Source organism: Mycobacterium sp. (genome assembly GCF_032159765.1).
In the GTDB taxonomy this organism is placed as follows: Bacteria; Actinomycetota; Actinomycetes; order Mycobacteriales; family Mycobacteriaceae; genus Mycobacterium.
In genome coordinates this window covers 1-21,498 of the sequence record NZ_JAVHWM010000210.1, presented here as the reverse complement: position 1 = coordinate 21,498, position 21,498 = coordinate 1, and the positions used below count along the sequence as shown (strand labels likewise).

Below are 21,498 nucleotides of genomic sequence, written 5' to 3'. Positions count from 1 at the left end.
GCTCGGGCTTTTCGACGCCGCAGGGGCCGGGTTGCCAGATGACCCGCACGCCGTGATCGACACGGAGAGGACTGCCATGACGGCAAAAGTGATGTATCGCATAGTTTTCAAGGTGGAGGCCGTGTCTGACTTGGCCCCGATCACGGTGGGAACCTGCTGAGGAAGCGCGGAGCGAGGCTTGTCCGAGCGACCATCTGCCGGTGACCTAAACGTCGGCGGTTCGGTCCTGGCCCAACGGCCCGCAACGGATGTCGAACCTGTCGCGGACTGTGTCAAGAACGCGCCGCGCGTGCTCGAGCGTCTCGCGCCGAGTGCGCAGGAACTGCACGGTGTTCCACAACCGGCGCGGCAGCGGATACCAGGCATCGAAATCCAGCTTGTTTTCGGTGAAGACCCGACTCGGCACGTTGTCATAGACGAGGCATAGATTGTGCCGAACGAGCGCAATCAGCGCGTACGGAAAGACGTTGTCGGACTTCCTGCGCAGCTCAAATAAATCCAGCTCGTACAGCGGCAGGTCCGTCAACTTGCCCAGGAACATCAAATGAGCGAGGTAGTACCCCATAAAGGCCGGCAAATGCAGCACGGCAGAGCGCGGCTGGATCGAGACCACTGCTCCGCTGGCCGAGACGTACGGCTCGTACGTCGAAGGATCGAACGAATATGAGGTGTCGAGGCGGATATATCCGGTGCAGTTGACGATCCAGCTATCGGGTTGGATCGTTTTCGTCGACCCGCTTCGGAACACCAATTCGGTAGTGCCGTTGGAGTCGATCGCGTTGACGAAGTAGTCCATCACCACGTCGTTGAGGCCGGCCGCGATCTTGGTGGTCTCGGCCTCGGACAAGACCCCCAACACGAAGTTGTCGGCGCTGGGGGTCACAAAGGTGCCGTATGTGGAGCGGAACCAGTCCTGGACCTGTGCCTCGTTGGTTCCGTCGAATCGCTGTGCCAGCTGATTGGCGAGGGTCGCGCTCGTCGTGCCACCCCACCAACGTCGCGACCCGGAAGGAAGAATTCGGTCGCGGCTGAAGAAGAACGTGCCGCGGCCGGCCACGAGGTTCACCTCGCGTCCGGGGTATTCGGTGATCAGCGTGTGAGCGGTGTCCATCGCGGTCTTGCCGCCGCCGATGATCCAGACCGGCGCGTCGCTCGCCCGCATGTCGCCCATTCGCACGTCGCACGAATCGGGTGACACCGATCGCACGCGCGAACTCGACACGCTGAGCGGTTCGTTCGGCATGATTCCGAAGCCGTAGGCCTTGATCAATCGTTTCGTCTCTACCACCAGGACTCGGCCATCGCGCGATCGGCAGGACACGCGGACGATGCCATCAGCTTCCTCGGCTGATTCGAAATCCCAGCCGAGGTACTCGTCGACGCGCACCTGTTGCCTGACGACGTCGACGCAATGGGCGAAGTGGTCGAGCACCTCGTCCTTCGTGGCCAGGTAGGCGCGAGGCTTGCCCAGGGTCCACTCGATGTTCCCCGCGGTGAACATGGGGTGAGGCTGGTGCAGGCGCACGTATGGGTAGGTGTCCACCCACATCCCACCCACCCGCGGTCGGCGGTCGATCAGGACCACCCTCTGGTTCCGAGACAGGTACCGGCTGGCGACGAACAAGGCGTTGAGTCCGGCGATGCCGGCGCCGACGATGCAGACGTCGCACGTCTCAACTTGCGTCGCAGCCCTGGAGGGTTCGGATTCGGGCATCGACTGCACCTCCCATCACAAGTCCGCCCATTATGGCCCACCGCTGGCAAGCCGTCGGGCATTCGACAACTCCCGTTCTTGATGACGGGCGTCGTCGTAATGCAGATTTGGAGCGTCGTCTGTCGATAGGGTGAATCATGCGCAAGGCGTTCGCGGTTGCTCTCGCTCTCGTCACACTCAGTGCTGCGGGCTGTTCGGAAGACAAGGCTTCCAACACGTACAACGCCGACCCCAAAGTGCTCAGCATCGTCATGGGATCCGAGCAGCACCTGGTGTTCGACCAGATCGTCCGGCCATGGTGCGAGAAGAACGGACTTACTTGCAACGCAAAGGAACTCGGTTCGGTCGACCAGGCCAACCTGTTGAGTGAGGACTGCAAGAACCTCCCGCCCTACGACCTTTTCTGGTTCGCCTCCACGGTCTTCGAGCAGATCGGCAACGAACATTGCAACAGCCTGGTGGATTCCAAACCGATGTTCTCGTCGCCGCTGGTCTTTGCTGGGTGGAAGCATGTGATGGATGGCATCGGCTTCACGCCCGGCAGCAACACCTCCATCCAGCAGATTCTGGATGCGATCGAATCCGGCAAGGCCAAGGTATGGATCACCAACCCCACGCAGTCCAACTCGGGGGCGACCGTGTTCTTCGCATTCCTCAACTACTTCGCGGGCAATCCGCCGGGTAAGGCGCTGACGCAGGAACAACTGGATTCGGAGCCGGTCCGCAACGGGATCACCCGGTTCCTGAGCAAATTCACCCACACACCCCCGTCAACGAAAACGATGATGGACGAGTGCGTCGCGTCCCCTGACCGCTGCGATGCAGTGTTCACCTACGAGGCGCTTGTCATCGAACAGAACCAAGACCGGGCTGCCAAGGGTCTGGAGCCGATGACGGTGGTGTACCCGCAGGGTTCTCTGGCGTTCGCTGACTCACCACTCGGGTTCCTGCCGCACGGCGACAACGCCGAGAAGAAGGCCAACTTCGAGAAGCTGCAAAGTTATTTGCTGAATCCCGAGGCGCAGCAGGCGCTCCTGAAAATCGGCCGCCGGCCGGTCAACAGCACCGGTCTGCTGATGCCCAATGTGCCGAAGGACATCTTGGACAACGTCTTCCGGGCGGACTGGGGAATTTTGACCGACCGCCAGGAGCAGCCGATCCGGTTCCCGTCGGCGTCGGTGATCGAGAGCGCGCTTTACAACTACAACACCCTCTACCGGCAGCCAGGCAACTTCGTGTACTGCCTCGACGGGTCGGGGAGCATGGAGGGCGACGGCTGGAACGGCATCAAGAAAGCCGCGGATGTACTTTTCGATCCCGACGTCGCCAGAAAGTACATGTTGCTTGCCCATCCCCGCGACAGCACGACAGTATTCATCTTCGATGACGACATCAAAGGTGGTCCGTGGACGGTGAACGGCAACAAGAAGGAGGATCTGCTCGACCTCCGAAAGAAGATCACCGACAGCAGTCCCGGCGGCGGCACGAACCTGCGCGGTTGTCTGTCACGGGCAGCGGACGTCTTCCGCGGTTACGGCAACGACGACCGCAAGAAGGCCGTCGTTCTGATGACCGACGGCCGCGACGGCGCTCACGAAGACGGCCCGATCGATCAACTCGCCGCGATGAACATTCCGGTGATCGCGATCGGGTTCGGCGATGTCGACGACCACGATCTCAAGGACGTGATTGCCGCGAAAACCGGTGGTACGTATATCCACAAGGACGACGTCGTGGCCTCGTTGCGCGACGCCGCAGGTTTCAGGTGAGGCAATGACGCCATCGCAACGGACCATACTCATCGCGCTGGCGGCCGGCGCCGTCGGATTCGTCGTGCTGTTCGCGCTTTCCGTCCCGTGGCCGATAGCCGCCGTGCTCGGGGTGGTGCTCGCCGGGTCGGTCTGGTTCACGCTGAATTACCTGACGCCGACGGACAAGCAGAGCGAACTCGAGAGCAACTTCCGCGAGATCGACAAGGCCAGCGCCAAAATCCGGGCGCTCAGCCATCGCGTTGCCGACCGCGACACCGCGGCCTCGCTGCAGGCCGGTTGCGATGCGGTGCCGCGAATGGTCGAAATCATCCGCAGCCGCGATGTGCGCGTTGCGCTTCCGTTGTCGCAGCGAACTCTGGCCTACCTGACTGATGTCGCGAGCACCGTGGAGGATTACATCGACGTCCAGGACAGCGGCGATCCCGAATACATCAAGATGGGGCAAGACGAACTGAAACGGTTCGCCGCGTTCACGTCCCAGCCCGACAAGGATCTGTCCGCTCAGCGGATGGACGACTACATCAATTCGCTCACGGCGCTCAATCTGAACCCGCCACCGGAACTCTCGTGAACGGCAGGCGTCGATGAGCCTCGTGGGCGAAGAGGATTGGTGATGAGGAAGTCCAAAGGTCTCTTCTACGCCGGGATCGCCGGCATCGTCCTCGTGGTCGTCGTCGCGGTCGTGTTGATCATGATGAGCAATGGGTCCGATGGAGGCGGCACCTCGTCGGGCAACGGGCCCACGAAGGTCACCTGCTATGGCGGCTCGGAGAAGGAAGACTTCATCAATGACCCTGAGGTGAAGAAGATCCTGCAGGACAAATTCGGCATCGAGGTCAACTTCATCGCAAAGGGCTCCTACAACCAGGTGCAGATTCCCGTCGATGAGCTCAAGTCAAACAAGGTCGACTGCCTGTGGCCGTCGTCTGCGAGCGCGCAAGCGATCTTCGAGGGATCGGGCAACAGCAAGGCGTTCGGCAACACCTACGAGGCCGCATCCGTCCTGCAGTCACCGGAGGTGCTGTACGCGAATGTCGAGGCCGCCGACGGTCTCAAGCGCTCCGGCATCGTCCAGATTCGCGACAATTCCTACTTCATCGTCGATTTCAAGAGGCTCTTGGAGGAGTACGTTCTGCCGGGCAAGTTCTGGGGAGACCTCGGTGTCGGCCTGCCTGCCGGACCGGTGCTGATCAACAGCAGTGATCCGGCGAAATCGAACTCCGGCATGACGTTGGCACAGCTCGAATTGGCCACTGTTGCGACCGGCAATCCCTACCAGCCTCCGACGCCCGAGCAGGCCCGGGCGTCGCTGCGAAAGGTGAAGGCGCTCGTAGAAGCGCAAGGGCTGATGCGCACAGGGTCAGACAGTGCCTTCGAGCAATGGGTCATTCAGCAGACCGGCGGTCTGCTGGCCGGGTATGAAAACCAGCTGCTGCAGTGGATCACGATCAGGAACCGCGGAGTGGTTCCGCCGGGCATCGTGACGCTGTATCCCGAGCCGACGATCTTCAACGACCACCCGGTACTGGCGCTCACCGACGCCGGAAAGAAGCTGATCCCGGCGCTCGAGGACGACGCGATCCAGGACATCGCCTGGAAGCGCTACGGTTTCCGGTCGGGAACCCGGGTCCTGGAGCAGGTGTTCGAGGGTGTCAACGTGCCGCCCACGCATGTGCTCAAGAAGACACAGGCGCCGGGATATGCGGTCACGAAGCTGCTGCTGGACTGCTTCGTCAACAACCAATGCTGACGAGCGTGGGCGCGATCTAAGCCACGCTGGTTTGCGTGCGGCTGCCGTTTCCGGCTTTCATGGCTAAATGCCAGACATGGATCGACGCCAGATGATGCTGATGACAGGTATAGGCGCGCTGGCTGCCGCGTTGCCTGCCCCGACGGCCGGGGCGCACCCCATCAGGCCTGACGCGCCCCAGCCCAGCGCCCCAGCTCCCACATATGTCTTCCAGGACGAATTCGACGGTCCGGCCGGCTCGGCTCCCAACTACTCGAAGTGGCAGGTGCTGAAAGCCCGCGAGACGATCAAGGACCCGACGTACTGGGAGCTGCCCGAACACATCGGGCAGTACCGCGACGATCGTCAGAACGTCTTCCTCGACGGCAACTCCAACCTCGTCATCCGTGCCGCGAAAGACGGCAACACGTACTACGGCGGCAAACTCCTCAGCCCGTGGGAGGGCGGCGTGGGCCACACCTGGGAAGCTCGGATCAAACTCGACTGCCTGACTGCCGGTGCGTGGCCCGCCTTCTGGCTGGGCAATGCGAGTGACGGCGAAATCGACATCCTCGAGTGGTACGGCAACGGCAACTGGCCCTCTGCCACCACCGTGCACGCCAAGTCGAACGGCGGCGAGTGGAAGACGCAGAACATCACTGTGGACAGCGGTTGGCATACCTGGCGGACCCAGTGGGATCAGGCAGGTATCCGGTTCTGGAAGGACTACACCGACGGCGCGAAACCCTACTTCGACGTGCCCGCGAGTTCGCTGCCGGATTGGCCGTTCAATGCCCCCGGCTACACGATGTTTCCGGTGTTGAATCTCGCGGTCGCCGGTTCCGGCGGCGGCGATCCCGGGCCGGGGAAATACCCGGCGACGATGCTGGTCGACTACGTTCGGGTCTGGTGACGGGTATTCCTCGCTGCAAGCGCGTCGCCCAGCGCCCAGACCGAAATCCCAGCAGCGCAACATAGATTCGCGTAACGCTTTGCGCTCCCGCGCACACCACTACCAGAAGGAGCGCTCATGACGGATGCGGACCTCGACTTCAGCGGCCTGCGAGCGCTGTTCATCAACTGCACGCTGAAACGTTCGCCCGAGATCAGCAACACCCAAGGCCTGGTCGACATCAGCCGCCACATCATGGAAAAGCACGGTGTCGCTGTCGATGTGGTCCGCGCCGTCGACCACGACATCGCCTTCGGCGTCTGGCCCGACATGACGGAGCACGGCTGGGCAACTGACGACTGGCCCGCGATGTTCGAGAAAGTGCTCGCCGCGGACATTTTGGTGCTTGCCGGCCCAATCTGGCTGGGCGACAACAGCTCCGTGATGAAGCAAGTGCACGAACGTCTGTACGGCGGGTCGCACCTGCTCAACGACGCCGGCCAGTACTTGTACTACGGCCGCGTCGGAGGCTGTCTGATCACCGGCAACGAGGACGGGATCAAGCACTGCGCACAGAACGTGCTCTATACGCTGCAGCACATCGGCTACACCATTCCGCCGCAGGCCGACGCCGGCTGGATCGGCGAAGCCGGTCCTGGTCCGTCGTACTTGGATCCAGGATCAGGTGGCCCAGAGAACGACTTCACGAACCGCAACACGACGTTCATGACGTGGAATCTGATGCATTTGGCGCGGATGCTGCGCGCTGCGGGCGGCGTGCCCGCCTACGGAAATATTCGAGCAGGGTGGGATGCGGGATGCCGCTACGACTTCGAGAATCCGGAACATCGCTAAGCGGGCCGACGAATCGGTTGAGGGAACATGGTCGCAGCCGCTAGCGTTCACATCACTATGGCAACACGAAACATCACCACTGCCGAGTTCAACGACACCGTCAACGACAACGAGATCGTGCTGGTGGACTTCTGGGCATCGTGGTGCGGCCCGTGTCGGGCCTTCGCGCCCACGTACGAGGCGTCGTCTGAGAAGCACCCCAACATCGTTTACGCAAAGGTCGACACCGAGGCAGAGCAGCAACTCGCTGCGGCGGCCGGCATTCAGGGAATTCCCACACTGATGGCCTTCAAGAAGGGCAATCTGGTGTTCAACGAGGCCGGTGCTCTACCCCCGGCGGCGCTGGAGAACCTCGTGGAGCAGGTCGAAGCGCTCGATGTCGAGGCCGCTATCGCCGCCCAGAGCAACGGCGAACAGGCCTGACTGCTCGCACGCGATAGCGTGCAACCGTGAACAACAGCTTCGTCCTCGTCGATCGCCCGCGCCCGCATGTAGCGCTGGTCACACTGAACCGGCCTGAGCGGATGAACTCGATGGCGTTCGACGTGATGGTGCCGTTGAAGCGTGTCGTCGAGGAGATCACCTACGACAACGACGTTCGCGTCGTCGTCCTGACCGGTGCCGGACGTGGATTCTCGTCCGGCGCCGATCACAAGTCCGCCGGGTCCGTACCGCACATCGACGGACTGACTCGGCCGACGTTCGCGCTGCGGTCGATGCAGGTGCTCGACGACGTGATCCTCGGGCTGCGCCGCATGCACCAGCCGGTCATCGCGGCGGTCAACGGCGCAGCGATCGGCGGCGGTTTGTGTCTGGCGCTGGCAGCCGACATCAGGATCGCGTCCACCGACGCATACTTCCGCGCCGCGGGCATCAACAACGGCCTCACCGCAAGCGAGCTCGGCCTGAGCTACCTGCTGCCGCGCGCGATCGGATCATCGCGTGCCTTCGAGATCATGCTCACCGGACGGGATGTTGACGCCGATGAGGCCGAGCGCATCGGCCTGGTCTCGCGGACGGTTCCGGGGGACGAACTTCTGCAGACCTGCTACCAGGTCGCCGAACAGATCGCCGCGTTCTCCCGGCCGGGAACAGAGTTGACCAAGCGCACACTGTGGAGTGGGCTCGACGCCAGTACCCTGGAGGGACACATGCAGGCCGAGGGCCTTGGGCAGCTCTTCGTTCGCCTGCTCACCACAAACTTCGAAGAGGCCGTCGCTGCGCGTGCCGAGAAGCGGTCCCCGGTCTTCACCGACGATCGTGACTGATAGAGGAGCATTCGCGTGATCACCGCAACGGACCTCGAGGTCCGCGCCGGCGCGCGCATCCTGCTGTCCTCCGACGGCGCTGCGCTGCGGGTGCAGCCCGGCGACCGGATCGGGCTTGTCGGCCGCAACGGTGCCGGCAAGACCACCACCATGCGGATCCTTGCCGGCGAGGCCGACCCGTACGCGGGCAGTATCGCGCGCAAGGGCGAAATCGGTTACCTGCCACAGGATCCCAGAGAAGGCAACCTCGACGTCGTTGCCCGCGACCGGGTGCTCTCGGCGCGCGGTCTTGACACGTTGATGGCCGAGCTGGAGAAGCAGCAGGCGGTGATGGCCGAGGTCGTCGACGAGACCGAGCGCGACCGCGCCGTCCGCCGATACGGTCAGCTCGAAGAGCGCTTCGCCGCACTCGGTGGATACCTCGCCGAGAGCGAGGCCTCTCGCATCTGTTCCAGCCTGGGACTGCCGGACCGCGTTCTCACGCAGCAACTTCGCACACTCTCCGGCGGCCAGCGCCGCCGAGTCGAACTGGCAAGGATTCTTTTCGCGGCGTCCGACAGCGGTTCCGGCTCGTCTACGACACTTCTGCTCGACGAACCCACCAACCACCTCGACGCGGACTCGCTCGGCTGGCTGCGGGCTTTTCTCCAATCGCACACCGGCGGCCTGATAGTGATCAGCCACAACGTCGATCTGCTCGCCGACGTGGTGAACCGGGTGTGGTTCCTCGACGCGGTCCGTGGTCAGGTCGACGTCTACAACATGACGTGGCAGAAATACCTCGACGCCCGCGCCACCGACGAGCAGCGCCGTCGTCGCGAACGCGCGAACGCAGAGCGGAAGGCGGCTGCCTTGCGGGCGCAGGCCGCCAAACTGGGCGCCAAGGCCACGAAAGCTGTTGCTGCGCAGAATATGCTGCGCCGCGCCGACCGAATGATGGCGTCATTGGACGAGGAGCGTGTTGCCGACAAGGTCGCCCGGATCAAGTTCCCGACGCCAGCACCGTGCGGTCGCACGCCGCTGACCGCCACGGGGCTGTCCAAGAACTACGGCTCCCTCGAGGTGTTCAGCGGCGTCGACCTGGCGATCGACCGGGGCTCGCGCGTCGCGGTGCTCGGTCTCAACGGCGCGGGGAAGACCACACTGCTGCGGCTGCTCGCCGGGGCCGAGACCGCCGACGCCGGTGTCGTCGAGCCCGGACACGGCTGCAAGATCGGCTATTTCGCGCAGGAACACGACACTCTCGACGACGTCGCAACCGTGTGGGAGAACATCCGGCACGCCGCACCCGACACCGGCGAGCAGGAGCTGCGCGGGTTGCTCGGCGCGTTCATGTTCAGCGGAGCCCAGCTCGACCAGCAGGCAGCCACGCTGTCGGGCGGTGAGAAAACCCGGCTCGCTCTTGCGGGCCTCGTGGCGTCAACGGCCAACGTGCTGCTGCTCGACGAGCCGACCAACAACCTCGATCCCGCGTCACGCGAGCAGGTTCTCGACGCGCTGCGCTCCTACGTCGGCGCGGTGGTGCTGGTGACCCACGACCCGGGGGCAGCGGAGGCGCTCGGGCCGCAGCGGGTGGTGTTGCTTCCGGACGGCACGGAGGATTTCTGGTCCGAGGACTACCGCGACCTGATCGAGCTCGCCTGATCTTTCAAGCGATTTCGCCAAATGGCCACAACCTCGCAGCGCTTTCCTTACCCTCGATTCGCGGGGTGCTAACAAGCGGGGAGACAGGGATGAGAAACCAGGACAAGGGTCGAGACGAACTTCTGCACCAGTTGAAAGATCAATACGAACACGGCGCGAGTATCCGATCGCTGGTCGCGGCGACCGGCCGCTCGTATGGATCAATTCATAGCATGCTGCGCGAGTCGGGCACGACGATGCGCAGCCGCGGCGGCCCGAACCACACTCGTAGACGTCTCGGCTGATCCACCGACACCGCCGACGTCCGTAGTCCGCCTAACGATTTCGCACTGATTCCTCAACCAGATCGAGGACCGCGGAAAGCCGCGCCGGGTTGTCTCCCGAGGCGAGGCGGGCCACCAGGCCGTCGAGCACAAGATCGAGATAGCACTGAAGCACGTCCGGGGGCACATCGTCGCGCAGGCGCCCGGCCGCGCGCTGCCGTCTCAACCGGTCAGCGGTAGCGTCCGACAATTCGGCCGACCGCTGCGCCCAGCCTCGATGAAACGCAGGATCGTTGCGAAGCTTCCTAGCGATCTCCAATCGAGTTGCCAACCAGTCGAATTGGTCCGGCGTAGCCAGCATCTCGCGCATCACCTGGATCAGCCCCTCGCGGGACGCGACGTCGGCCATCCGCTCGGCATCCTCGTGAGCCAGTTCGAAGAACAGCGCGTCCTTGTCCCGGAAGTGATGGAAGATCGCTCCGCGCGACAATCCAATCGTCTGCTCGAGCCGACGGACTGTCGCGCGGTCGTAACCGTATTGGGCGAAGCAGCGGCGGGCGCCGTCGAGAATCTGACGGCGCCGCGCCGCGACGTGCTCCTCGCTGACCCGGGGCATGACCGGCGCGTCAGGACTGCAGCATGTTGCGCAGCACGTACTGCAAAATGCCGCCGTTGCGGTAGTAGTCCGCCTCGCCCGGCGTGTCGATGCGAACCACCGCGTCGAACTCGATGTCGTCGCCGCCGTCCTTGCTCGCCTTGACGTGCACCGTGCGCGGCGTCTCGCCGTCACCCTTCCCGTCGCTGCGCTCGCCCTGGACATTGAGCTTCTCGATGCCGGTGATGTCGAATACCTCTGTTCCGTCGAGGTTCAGCGACTCTGCCGACTCGCCCTCAGGGAACTGCAACGGGATCACGCCCATGCCGATCAAATTCGACCGGTGAATGCGCTCGAATGATTCTGTGATCACCGCCCGCACCCCAAGCAGGCTCGTGCCCTTGGCCGCCCAGTCCCGCGACGATCCCGAGCCGTACTCCTTCCCGCCGAGGACGACGAGTGGAATACCTTGCTCCGCATAGTTTTGCGCAGCGTCGTAGATGAACGCCTGCGGTCCGTCGTCTTGGGTGAAGTCGCGGGTGTATCCGCCGGAGACGTCGTCGAGAAGCTGGTTACGCAGCCGGATGTTGGCGAACGTGCCGCGGATCATCACCTCGTGGTTGCCGCGGCGCGAGCCGTAGGAGTTGTAGTCGTTCTTGTCGACGCCGTGCTCGTCCAGATACTGCGCGGCGGGTGTGCCCGGTTTGATGCTGCCGGCCGGGGAGATGTGGTCGGTGGTGACCGAGTCACCGAGCAGCGCCAGCACTCTGGCTCCCTTGATATCGGACACGGGCTCGGGCTCCGGCGGCATGCCCTCGAAGTACGGAGGCTTGCGCACATACGTCGAATCCGCGTCCCACTCAAAGGTGTTGCCTTCGGGTGTGGGCAGATTTCGCCACCGCTCGTCGCCCTTGAACACGTCGGCATAGTTCTTCGTGAACATCTCCTGGCTGATCGATGATTCGATCGTTGCGAAGATCTCGTCGCGTGAGGGCCAGATGTCTTTCAAGAAGACGTCCTTGCCGTCCTTGTCGAGGCCGAGCGAGTCGTCGTCGAAGTCGAAGTCCATGGTTCCGGCCAGCGCGTAGGCGATCACCAGCGGTGGGGACGCCAGATAGTTCATCTTCACGTCCGGGTTGATGCGGCCCTCGAAGTTCCGGTTGCCCGACAGCACCGCGGTAACGGCCAGGTCGTTGTCGTTGACAGCCTTGCTGATCTCGTCCGGCAGCGGTCCTGAATTGCCGATGCACGTCGTGCAGCCATAGCCGACGAGATAGAAGCCGAGCTTCTCCAAATACGGTGTGAGGCCTGCCCGTTCGTAGTAGGCGGTGACGACCTGTGAACCCGGCGCAAGCGACGTCTTCACCCACGGCTTGGACGCCAGCCCCTTGTCCACTGCGTTCTTGGCCAGCAACGCTGCCCCGATCATCACCTCGGGGTTGGAGGTGTTGGTGCACGACGTGATCGCCGCAATCACCACCGCGCCGTGGTCCAGCGTGCAATCGCCGCGCTCGTCGGAGCTCACCTTGACCGGATTGGACGGTCGGCCCTCGGATCGATTGGCGGCCGACCGCACGTCGGCCTCCCCGTTGTTGGCGTACACGAGATCGGGCGGGTCGCTCGCGGGGAACGATTCGTCGGATGCTTCGTCGACCTTCGAGTAGTCCTCCGACTCCCCGTCGTCGCCAACATAGGCCTTGATGTCCCGGCGGAAGGCAGCCTGCGCTTCGCTCAACGAGATTCGGTCCTGGGGGCGCTTCGGCCCGGCGATCGACGGCTCCACGGTGGCAAGGTCCAGTTCGATGTACTCGGAGAACTTCGGCTCCGTGTCCGGCTCATGCCACATGCCCTGTTCCTTGGCGTAGGCCTCGACCAGCGCAATCTGCTCGTCGTTGCGGCCGGTGAACCGCAGGTACTCGACGGTGACCTCATCGATCGGGAAAATCGCTGCGGTGGAACCGAATTCGGGGCTCATGTTGCCCAGCGTGGCGCGGTTCGCCAGCGGCACTTCGGCCACCCCGGCGCCGTAGAACTCGACGAATTTGCCGACGACGCCGTGTTTGCGCAGCATCTGCGTGACCGTCAGCACCACGTCGGTGGCGGTCACGCCCGGCTTGATCTCACCGGTCAGCTTGAACCCGACGACGCGGGGGATGAGCATCGACACCGGCTGGCCGAGCATCGCGGCCTCGGCCTCGATGCCGCCGACGCCCCAGCCCAGCACCCCGAGCCCGTTGACCATCGTCGTGTGCGAGTCGGTGCCCACGCAGGTGTCGGGGTAGACCACTCCGTCGCGCTCCATCACAACGCTGGCGAGATACTCGATGTTCACCTGGTGCACGATGCCGGTGCCAGGGGGGACCACCTTGAAGTCACTGAAAGCGCCTTGGCCCCAACGTAAGAACTGGTAGCGCTCGCCGTTGCGCTCGTACTCGATCTCCACGTTGCGCTCGAACGCGTCGGCTGAGCCGAACAGATCCGCGATCACGGAGTGGTCGATGACGAGATCGGCGGGCGCAAGAGGATTTACCTTGTCCGGGTCGCCACCCAGGTCGCCGATCGCTTCGCGCATGGTGGCCAGGTCGACGATGCAGGGCACGCCGGTGAAGTCCTGCATGATGACTCGTGCTGGCGTGTACTGGATCTCGATGCTGGGCTCAGCCTCCGGGTCCCAGTTCGCGATGGCTTCGATGTGGTCCTTGGTGATATTGGCGCCGTCTTCGTTGCGAAGAAGGTTCTCCGCGAGGACTTTCAGGGAGTAGGGGAGTTTTTCGGTGCCTTTGACGGCGTCGAGGCGGTAGATCTCGTAGCTGTTGTCGCCGACCTTCAAAGTGTCGCGGGCCTCAAATGAGTTCACAGCCGAATTCTCCGTGTTATCGCTGCTCACATCTGCTCCTAGTTAAGTTGTCGACCGTCGCGGGCTGTGCTCCGATCGTGTCCGATTTTAACAGTACGCTTGTCCTTTTTAAACCTTGGCCCGGGATCCGGTTGTCGCCAATGTGGAAGTGCCGGGCGCGCGTTCGTCGTGGTGTGTACCGGGCCCGCGGTACGGTCATGGCCGTGACGTTCGCGTTCGTGCCACAGGAGATCCCCGTCGAGTTGTGCTCTAGCGTCGGAGCGCCGCCGAACACACCGATCGGTGAGTGCCTCAACCAGGTCATCATCGACGTCGGTGACGACGGCGTGGCCGCTCCGAAGGGCGAGGACATCGCGGGCCTTCGCCAGGTGGTGGCCGACTCGAAGCAGAAGGGCACCGACCTCAAGATCGTCGTGCTTCCGGTGAGTCCGCGGATCGAGGCACACCTTCGCGACGTCGCGTGGGAGGTCGGCCATGCTTATCCAGGTTCCACCGTCTTGGTGTTGAGCCCGGGAATGGCCGGTACATACAGCCAGCAGTACGACCGGGTGACGCTGGAAAACGGGCAGGACGTCGCGAAGCTGCCGGGCGGATTCGTCCACAGCGCCAGGAGTTTCGCCGACGAGCTGCAGAAGCCCGAATTTCCGTGGTCTGTGTTGACAATTGCTCTCGTGCTGGTGGTCGCGGTCGGGGTGGTGATGGCGCGGGTGCTGCAGGTGCGAGGCAGGCGTGCCGCCGCGAAATCGGAGGAGTCAGATCCGTCGCCGTCTGTGGCATCGGAGTAGCCGGCGCGCGTCGGTCCTCGTTGGGTACTGACGTCCCAGAGGACACCCGCCGATAACCAAGTGGTCACGATCGGCTCAATTACAGCTTTGTAGTTTGTGACCAAAGTTTCTTTAGAGTCAAAAGTGACTTACGGTGCGTATGACCACTTGTGTTGCAAATGTTCCCAGTGTTGCTGGAGAAGACTGACATCGCTGAGCGCTGGCCTGTGGAGACGCACACGACGGAGACGGGAGGCGGATGACACGCACCCGCCATTCGGCATGCGCAGCCGCGATGGCCTTCGCGTTGTTGCTCGCGACTCCGGGACTCGGCAGCGCAGAACCGGGCACACCGGACACGATCGCCGCGCTGATCGCAAACGTTGCCGACGTCAATCAGAAGCTGCAGGATCTCGGCGCAGCTGTGCAATCCCGCCAGGAGGCGGTCAATAAGGCGATCGTCGACGTACAGACCGCGCGCGATGCAGTCGACACCGCCAACGCGGAACTCGCCGATAGCCAACGCGGGGTTGACGACTCCAGCGCCGCGATAGCCGCTGCACAGCACAGCTTCGACGCGTACGCCGCCCAGGCATACATGACCGGGCCGTCGAGCTCCTATCTGATGGCCACCAGCCCCGACGACCTGATCGCCACTGCCACCGCAGACCACACCTTCGCGCTCAGCGCACAAAAGACGCTTTCGGATCTTCAGCGTGCGCGCACCGAACAACTGAACAGAAAGTCCGCCGCGCAGACCGCCAAGGAGAAGGCCGACCAGGCCGCGGCCGATTCGCGCCGCAGCCAAGACGACGCCGTCACCGCTCTGACCGACGCCCAGAAGCAGTTCGGTGACCAGCGGGCCGAACTCGACCGTCTGGTCGCAGAACGACACGCCGCCCAGGACAGGCTGAATGCCGCCCAGGCGACGTGGTCGACGTCGGCTGGCCGGCTCCCTGCCCCGGCCCCAGCGCCCATGCCGGCGCCGGGTGCGGATCGGTGGACTGCGCCGGGGGCGAATTCAGCTGCGCCGCAAAGTAATACCGGCAAGTGGGACGGGCCGTTGTGGGACCCGACGCTGCCCGCGATACCCAGCGCGTTCGTCAGCGGCGATCCGGTCGCGATCATCAACTCGCTGTTGGGCATCTCGGCCACCTCGTCTCAGGTGACCGCGAACATGGGCAAGCAGTTCCTCACGTCAATGGGCATCCTCAAGCCCGGAGACACCGGCATCAACAACGGCCGCATCCCGCGGGTGTACGGGCGACAGGCGTCCGAGTACGTGATCCGCCGGGCCGGGTCGCAGATGGGGGTGCCGTATTCCTGGGGCGGCGGGAACGCGGCGGGGCCGAGCCGGGGCATCGACGACGGCGCGGGCACCGTCGGATTCGACTGCTCCGGCCTGATCCTGTACGCGTTCGCGGGCGTCGGCATCAAGCTGCCGCACTACTCGGGATCGCAGTACAACATGGGCCGCAAGATCCCGGCCTCGCAGATGCGTCGCGGTGACGTCATCTTCTACGGCCCCGGCGGCAGCCAGCACGTGACCCTCTACCTCGGCAACGGCCAGATGCTCGAAGCCCCGTACACGGGTTCGACCGTCAAGGTCTCGCCGGTCCGCACCAGCGGCATGACGCCGTTTGTCGTCCGCTACATCGAGTACTGACCAGGTGGTGAAGCTTTTGCGTTCGCGGAATCTGCTCCGGATCGTCGTCCTCGCGGTCGCGCCTCTGCTGATCGCAGTGGCGCCTACCGCTGGTGCCGACCCGCAAGGCGGGGGATGGGACCCGACGCTGCCGCAGATCATCAGCGCCGGTGCGCCCGGCGACCCGGTGGCGATCGCCAACGCGTCGTTGCAAGCCAGTACGCAGGCCGCACAGACGACGATGGACCTGGGGCGCAGCTTTCTCAGTAGCGTCGGCATTCTTCCCAAGAACGCCCCCCCAACGGCGGCGCTGCCGGGTGGGCGAGTCCGAGGCCCCCAGGCGATCGAATACGTGATCCGCCGAGGGGGTTCGCAGATGGGGGTGCCGTACTCGTGGGGCGGCGGCAGCCTGACCGGGCCGAGCACCGGAGTCGGCGACGGTGCGAACATCAACGGGTTCGACTGCTCGGGCCTGATGCGCTACATGTTCGCCGGAGTCGGGGTGCTGATTCCGCGGTTCTCGGGCGACCAGTACAACGCTGGCCGGCACATTCCGCCGTCGCAGGCCAAGCGCGGCGATCTGATCTTCTACGGCCCCGGCGGCGGCCAGCACGTGACGATGTACCTCGGTAACGGCCAGATGCTGGAGGCCTCATCTATTGCAGGCAAGGTCACGGTCAGCCCGGTTCGCACTTCGGGCATGACCCCCTACCTGACCCGCATCATCGAAAGCTGACGCGACCACGCTGGACACAGCTCACAGCGGCTCGCCAGCGCAACCTACGTCGACGGATTTCCAGACGCCTGGAATAGTTGACTGCGATACACCGCATCGACAGCGTGGAAGGACCCTTAATGAGTTCACCAGGTGGGCCAACGCACGGCCCCGGAGGCTTCTCGGGCCCAGGTCCGGGGTCCGGCCCGGGCGGGGGACCCGGTCATGCCGGCCCGCCGACCGCGCCGGCAGGTGGTCCGCCGCCAGAACGCAACGGCGGCCTCGCGTCAGAGATTCACACCTTGGAGCGCGCGGTCTACGAGGTCAAGCGGATCATCGTCGGTCAGGATCTGCTGGTCGAAAGGATGCTGGTCGGTCTGCTGGCCAAGGGTCACATGCTGCTTGAAGGTGTGCCCGGGGTGGCGAAGACGCTGGCCGTCGAGACGTTCGCCAAGGTGGTCGGCGGCACGTTCGCCCGCATCCAGTTCACCCCCGATCTGGTGCCCACCGACATCGTCGGAACCCGGATCTACCGCATGGGCAGGGAGGAGTTCGACATCGAGCTCGGCCCGGTAGTGGCGAATTTCCTGCTCGCCGACGAGATCAACCGCGCGCCGGCAAAGGTGCAGTCCGCCCTGCTCGAGGTGATGGCAGAACGCAAGATCTCGATCGGCGGCAAGACGTTCCCGTTGCCTGCTCCCTTCCTGGTGATGGCCACCCAGAACCCGATTGAGCAAGAGGGTGTCTATGCCCTGCCCGAGGCGCAGCGCGACCGCTTTCTGTTCAAGATCAACATCGACTATCCGTCGCCGGAGGAAGAGCGGGAGATCATCTACCGGATGGGCGTGACGCCGCCCCAGCCGAAGCAGGTACTCGCGCCCGGTGACTTGCTGCGCCTGCAAGACGTGGCCGCTAACAACTTCGTCCACCACGCGCTCGTCGACTATGTGGTCCGTGTCGTCACCGCGACCCGGCGGCCTGAGCAGTTCGGGATGCCCGACGCGAGGGCATGGATCGCGTACGGCGCGTCACCGCGCGCGTCGCTCGGCATCATCGCGGCTTCCCGGGGGCTCGCGCTGGTTCGTGGTCGTGACTACGTGATCCCGCAGGACGTCATCGAAGTCATCCCGGATGTGCTGCGGCACCGGCTCGTGCTGACCTACGACGCGATGGCCGACGAGATCTCACCCGAGACGGTGATCAACCGGATTCTGCAGACCGTGGCCCTCCCGCAGGTGAATGCTGTTCCGCAGCAAGGGCATTCGCTGCATCCAGTAGTGCCGGCCGCAGCGGCGGCTAGCGGTCGGTGAGCTCGAACGCGGGTCGCACCGTCGACCTACCGTCGCTGGAACGCGGGGAGATCCGGGATCCTGAACTCAGCGCGGCGCTGCGCAAGCTGGAGCTGACGATCCGGCGGAAGCTCGACGGCGTGCTGCACGGCGACCATCTCGGGCTTCTTCCCGGACCGGGTACCGAGGCGGGCGAGTCGCGGCTCTACCAGCCCGGCGACGACGTCAGGCGGATGGACTGGGCCGTCACCGCCCGCACTACCAACCCCCACGTACGGGAGATGATCGCCGACCGTGAGCTGGAGACGTGGCTCGTGGTCGACATGTCGGCCAGCTTGGATTTCGGGACCACCGGGTGCGAAAAGCGCGACCTCGCAGTCGCCGCGGCAGCCGCGATCGCGTTCCTCAACAGCGGTGGTGGTAACCGGCTGGGTGCGATAATCGCCAACGGCGAGAACGTCATTCGGGTGCCGGCATTGTCAGGCCGGATGCATGAGCACGAGTTGCTGCGCGCGATCGCGACGTCGCCGCGGGCGACGCTTGGCGTGCGGGGCGACCTGGCGGCAGCGATCGAGGCGCTGCGCCGCCCGGAACGGCGCCGCGGCATGGCAGTGATTATCAGCGACTTCCTCGGCCCCATCAACTGGATGCGACCGCTGCGCGCCATCGCAAGTCGGCACGAGGTTCTGGGAATCGAGGTTCTCGACCCGCGCGATGTGGAGCTACCTGATATCGGCGACGTCATCCTGCAGGACGCCGAGACCGGCGCCACCCGGGAGTTCACCATCGACCACAAACTGCGAGACGACTTCGGCAGGGCCGCGGCAGCACACCGCGAGGAGGTGGCCCGCACTCTTCGGCGATGCGGCGCACCGCTGTTGAGCCTGCGCACGGACCGGGACTGGATCAACGACGTCGTGCGATTCGTCACCCAGCGGCGCAGGGGAGCGCTCGCTGGACGGTAGAGATGGGCCACTTGGGCGAGCAGAGCAGCAGACCACATCAACGAAATGACATCACTGAAATGACAAGCCGTAATCACACGCGTGAAATGACACGAGTCGGATCCTCATGAACGTTTGGCTGTTGGGTCCGATGTCGCTGTCAGGCTTTGTGCACGCATGGCTTTTCTTTCTGCTCATCGTGCCACTGGCCCTTGCGGTGCTGTATGTATTGTCGCAGATCGCGCGCAGACGCAGGGTACTTCGATTTGCGAACATGGAATTATTGGAAAGCGTTGCGCCGCAACGGCCCAACCGCTTTCGCCACATTCCCGCGATACTGCTAGTGATCGCACTTGTGCTGTTCACGATCGCGATCGCCGGGCCGACGCGCGACGTGCGGATCCCCCGCAACCGGGCGGTGGTGATGCTCGTCATCGACGTGTCGCAGTCGATGAAGGCCGACGACGTGCCACCCAACCGGCTGGCCGCCGCGCAGGAGGCGGCCAAGCAATTCGCCGATGAGCTGACCCCGGGAATCAATCTCGGCCTGATTTCCTATGCGGGCACGGCGACGGTGCTGGTACCGCCGACCACGAACCGCGATGCCACCAAGCGTGCGATCGGCACCTTGAAAACCGCCGACCGCACCGCCACGGGCGAGGCCATATTCACCGCATTACAGGCGATCGCGACTGTGGGCGCGGTGATCGGTGGCGGTGACAAGCCGCCGCCGGCGCGGATCGTGCTGTTCTCCGACGGCAAGGAGACGGTCCCGTCGAACCCCGACAACCCCAAGGGCGCCTACACCGCAGCCCGCTCGGCCAAGCAGCAAGGGGTGCCGATTTCGACGATTTCGTTCGGCACCAAAGAGGGCTATGTCGAGATCAACGACCAGCGTCAACCGGTGCCTGTCGACGACGAGACGATGAAGGAGGTCGCCGACTTGTCCGGCGGCCAATCGTTCAGCGCCTCTAACCTCTCAGAGCTCAAGGATGTCTACGCGACCCTGCAGGAGCAGATCGGGTTCGAGACCATCCCTGGTGATGCCAGCACAGGGTGGCTGCGACTGGGTGCGTTGGTGCTGGCGGTGGCCGCACTTCTCGCGCTCGTGGTCAACCGGAGGCTGCCGAGCTAGTACCGCGGCAGGCGATTTCGGGCGGTTGAAGCGCACGCGTTAAGTTGGCGGGACGGCTGCGGACGCGAGGAGCGAAAAATTACTGTGACGGACAATCCCGCCGACGCTGCGGGTCAGGCCGCGGCGGGCCGGCCGCCGTTCGTTTCCCGCTCGGTGCTGGTCACCGGCGGAAACCGCGGAATCGGCCTGGCTATCGCGCGGCGGTTGGCCGCTGACGGGCACAAGGTGGCCGTTACCCACCGCGGCTCGGGTGCTCCCGAAGGGCTGTTCGGGGTCGAGTGCGACGTCACCGACACCGACGCTGTCGATCGGGCCTTCAAGGAGGTCGAGGAGCATCAGGGTGCGGTGGAGGTGCTGGTATCCAACGCCGGCATCTCCGCGGACGCGTTCCTCATAAGGATGACCGAGGAGAGATTCGAGAAGGTCATCGACGCGAACCTCACTGGGGCGTTCCGGGTTGCCCAGCGTGCATCGCGCAGCATGCAGCGCAACCGCTTTGGCCGGATGATCTTCGTGGGTTCGGTCTCCGGCAGCTGGGGCATCGGGAACCAGTCCAACTACGCGGCCTCCAAGGCCGGTCTGATCGGCATGGCCCGCTCGATCTCGAGGGAGCTGTCGAAGGCGGGGGTGACCGCGAACGTGGTGGCCCCCGGCTACATCGACACCGAGATGACGCGCGCGCTGGACGATCGGATTCAGGCGGGGGCGCTGGACTTCATCCCAGCGAAGCGAATCGGCACCGCGGAGGAAGTCGCCGGGGCGGTCAGTTTCCTGGCGTCCGAGGATGCGAGCTACATTGCCGGCGCAGTGATCCCGGTCGACGGCGGCATGGGCATGGGTCACTGAGAGGGTTTGAATATGCAAAAGCTGCTTGAGGGCAAGCGAATTCTCGTCACGGGAATCATCACCGATGCGTCGATCGCTTTCCACATCGCCAAGGTCGCGCAGGAAGCCGGCGCGGAGCTGGTGCTCACCGGGTTTGACCGGCTGCGGCTGATCCAACGGATCGCTGACCGGTTGCCTGAGAAGGCGCCGCTGCTGGAACTCGATGTGCAGAACGAGGAGCATCTGGCGACGCTCGCCGACCGGGTCGCTGACATCATCGGAGAGGGAAACAAGCTCGACGGTGTGGTGCATTCGATCGGTTACATGCCGCAGACCGGCATGGGAATCAATCCGTTCTTCGACGCCCCGTACGAGGATGTCGCCAAAGGCATTCACATTTCCGCGTTCTCGTATGCATCCCTGGCCAAGGCGCTGCTTCCGATCATGAACCCAGGCGGCGGCATTGTCGGCATGGATTTCGATCCGACCCGCGCGATGCCGGCATATAACTGGATGACGGTTGCCAAAAGCGCGCTGGAATCGGTCAACCGGTTCGTTGCGCGCGAGGCAGGCAAGTTCGGTGTGCGCTCTA

At 64.1% G+C, this 21,498-nt stretch carries 20 protein-coding genes; 17 read left to right on the top strand and 3 right to left on the bottom strand.

What is annotated here, in order from left to right:
* Positions 1-205 precede the first annotated feature (205 nt).
* Complete coding sequence (locus QOH60_RS26970; RefSeq protein WP_526424949.1) at positions 206-1,714, bottom strand: FAD-dependent oxidoreductase; 1,509 nt, start codon at positions 1,712-1,714, stop codon at positions 206-208.
* 137 nt (positions 1,715-1,851) lie between these two features.
* Here QOH60_RS26970 and QOH60_RS26965 point away from each other — a divergent pair, with 137 nt between their 5' ends.
* The 9 genes from QOH60_RS26965 to QOH60_RS26925 all read left to right on the top strand — a co-directional run bounded on the left by QOH60_RS26965 (position 1,852) and on the right by QOH60_RS26925 (position 10,158).
* On the top strand, positions 1,852-3,483 hold the full coding sequence (locus QOH60_RS26965; RefSeq protein WP_526424948.1) for a vWA domain-containing protein: 1,632 nt from the start codon (positions 1,852-1,854) through the stop codon (positions 3,481-3,483).
* A 4-nt stretch (positions 3,484-3,487) separates the two neighbouring features.
* Positions 3,488-4,057, top strand: coding sequence for a hypothetical protein (locus QOH60_RS26960; RefSeq protein WP_526424947.1), 570 nt, complete (start codon positions 3,488-3,490; stop codon positions 4,055-4,057).
* A gap of 42 nt (positions 4,058-4,099) precedes the next feature.
* On the top strand, positions 4,100-5,236 hold the full coding sequence (locus tag QOH60_RS26955; protein WP_526424946.1) for a hypothetical protein: 1,137 nt from the start codon (positions 4,100-4,102) through the stop codon (positions 5,234-5,236).
* 67 nt (positions 5,237-5,303) lie between these two features.
* Positions 5,304-6,128, top strand: a complete 825-nt coding sequence (locus tag QOH60_RS26950) for a glycoside hydrolase family 16 protein (RefSeq protein WP_526424945.1) — start codon at positions 5,304-5,306, stop codon at positions 6,126-6,128.
* 117 nt (positions 6,129-6,245) lie between these two features.
* Entirely contained in the window at positions 6,246-6,962 is a 717-nt protein-coding gene (locus QOH60_RS26945) for a flavodoxin family protein (RefSeq protein WP_526424944.1), read from the top strand.
* Between the two features lie 57 nt (positions 6,963-7,019).
* A complete protein-coding gene (gene trxA, locus QOH60_RS26940; protein ID WP_526424943.1) occupies positions 7,020-7,385 on the top strand; it encodes a thioredoxin in 366 nt (121 codons plus the stop codon).
* 26 nt (positions 7,386-7,411) lie between these two features.
* On the top strand, positions 7,412-8,230 hold the full coding sequence (locus tag QOH60_RS26935; protein WP_526424942.1) for an enoyl-CoA hydratase: 819 nt from the start codon (positions 7,412-7,414) through the stop codon (positions 8,228-8,230).
* A gap of 15 nt (positions 8,231-8,245) precedes the next feature.
* Positions 8,246-9,874, top strand: coding sequence for an ABC-F family ATP-binding cassette domain-containing protein (locus QOH60_RS26930; RefSeq protein WP_526424941.1), 1,629 nt, complete (start codon positions 8,246-8,248; stop codon positions 9,872-9,874).
* A gap of 89 nt (positions 9,875-9,963) precedes the next feature.
* Positions 9,964-10,158: a helix-turn-helix domain-containing protein gene (locus QOH60_RS26925; protein ID WP_526424940.1), complete on the top strand. Its 195-nt coding sequence runs from the start codon at positions 9,964-9,966 to the stop codon at positions 10,156-10,158.
* 31 nt (positions 10,159-10,189) lie between these two features.
* Here the strand turns inward: QOH60_RS26925 and QOH60_RS26920 are convergent, their stop codons facing one another.
* On the bottom strand, positions 10,190-10,753 hold the full coding sequence (locus QOH60_RS26920; RefSeq protein ID WP_526424939.1) for a TetR/AcrR family transcriptional regulator: 564 nt from the start codon (positions 10,751-10,753) through the stop codon (positions 10,190-10,192).
* 10 nt (positions 10,754-10,763) lie between these two features.
* Positions 10,764-13,619, bottom strand: a complete 2,856-nt coding sequence (locus QOH60_RS26915; protein ID WP_526424938.1) for an aconitate hydratase — start codon at positions 13,617-13,619, stop codon at positions 10,764-10,766.
* Positions 13,620-13,792: 173 nt separating this feature from the next.
* Here QOH60_RS26915 and QOH60_RS26910 point away from each other — a divergent pair, with 173 nt between their 5' ends.
* The 8 genes from QOH60_RS26910 to QOH60_RS26875 form a co-directional block, all read left to right on the top strand.
* Positions 13,793-14,374: an Rv1476 family membrane protein gene (locus tag QOH60_RS26910; RefSeq protein ID WP_526424937.1), complete on the top strand. Its 582-nt coding sequence runs from the start codon at positions 13,793-13,795 to the stop codon at positions 14,372-14,374.
* Positions 14,375-14,612: 238 nt separating this feature from the next.
* Positions 14,613-16,019, top strand: coding sequence for an NlpC/P60 family peptidoglycan endopeptidase RipA (gene ripA, locus QOH60_RS26905; protein ID WP_526424936.1), 1,407 nt, complete (start codon positions 14,613-14,615; stop codon positions 16,017-16,019).
* Positions 16,020-16,035: 16 nt separating this feature from the next.
* Complete coding sequence (ripB, locus tag QOH60_RS26900) at positions 16,036-16,734, top strand: NlpC/P60 family peptidoglycan endopeptidase RipB (RefSeq protein WP_526424950.1); 699 nt, start codon at positions 16,036-16,038, stop codon at positions 16,732-16,734.
* A 119-nt stretch (positions 16,735-16,853) separates the two neighbouring features.
* Complete coding sequence (gene moxR1, locus QOH60_RS26895; protein WP_526424935.1) at positions 16,854-18,023, top strand: chaperone MoxR1; 1,170 nt, start codon at positions 16,854-16,856, stop codon at positions 18,021-18,023.
* Positions 18,020-18,967: a DUF58 domain-containing protein gene (locus QOH60_RS26890; protein WP_526424934.1), complete on the top strand. Its 948-nt coding sequence runs from the start codon at positions 18,020-18,022 to the stop codon at positions 18,965-18,967. The genes moxR1 and QOH60_RS26890 overlap by 4 nt, the downstream gene beginning before the upstream one ends.
* Before the next feature lie 106 nt (positions 18,968-19,073).
* Positions 19,074-20,081, top strand: a complete 1,008-nt coding sequence (locus tag QOH60_RS26885) for a vWA domain-containing protein (RefSeq protein ID WP_526424933.1) — start codon at positions 19,074-19,076, stop codon at positions 20,079-20,081.
* Positions 20,082-20,165: 84 nt separating this feature from the next.
* On the top strand, positions 20,166-20,927 hold the full coding sequence (fabG1, locus tag QOH60_RS26880) for a 3-oxoacyl-ACP reductase FabG1 (protein ID WP_526424932.1): 762 nt from the start codon (positions 20,166-20,168) through the stop codon (positions 20,925-20,927).
* 12 nt (positions 20,928-20,939) lie between these two features.
* A partial coding sequence (locus QOH60_RS26875; protein ID WP_526424931.1) for an SDR family oxidoreductase occupies positions 20,940-21,498 on the top strand: 559 nt, incomplete at its 3' end.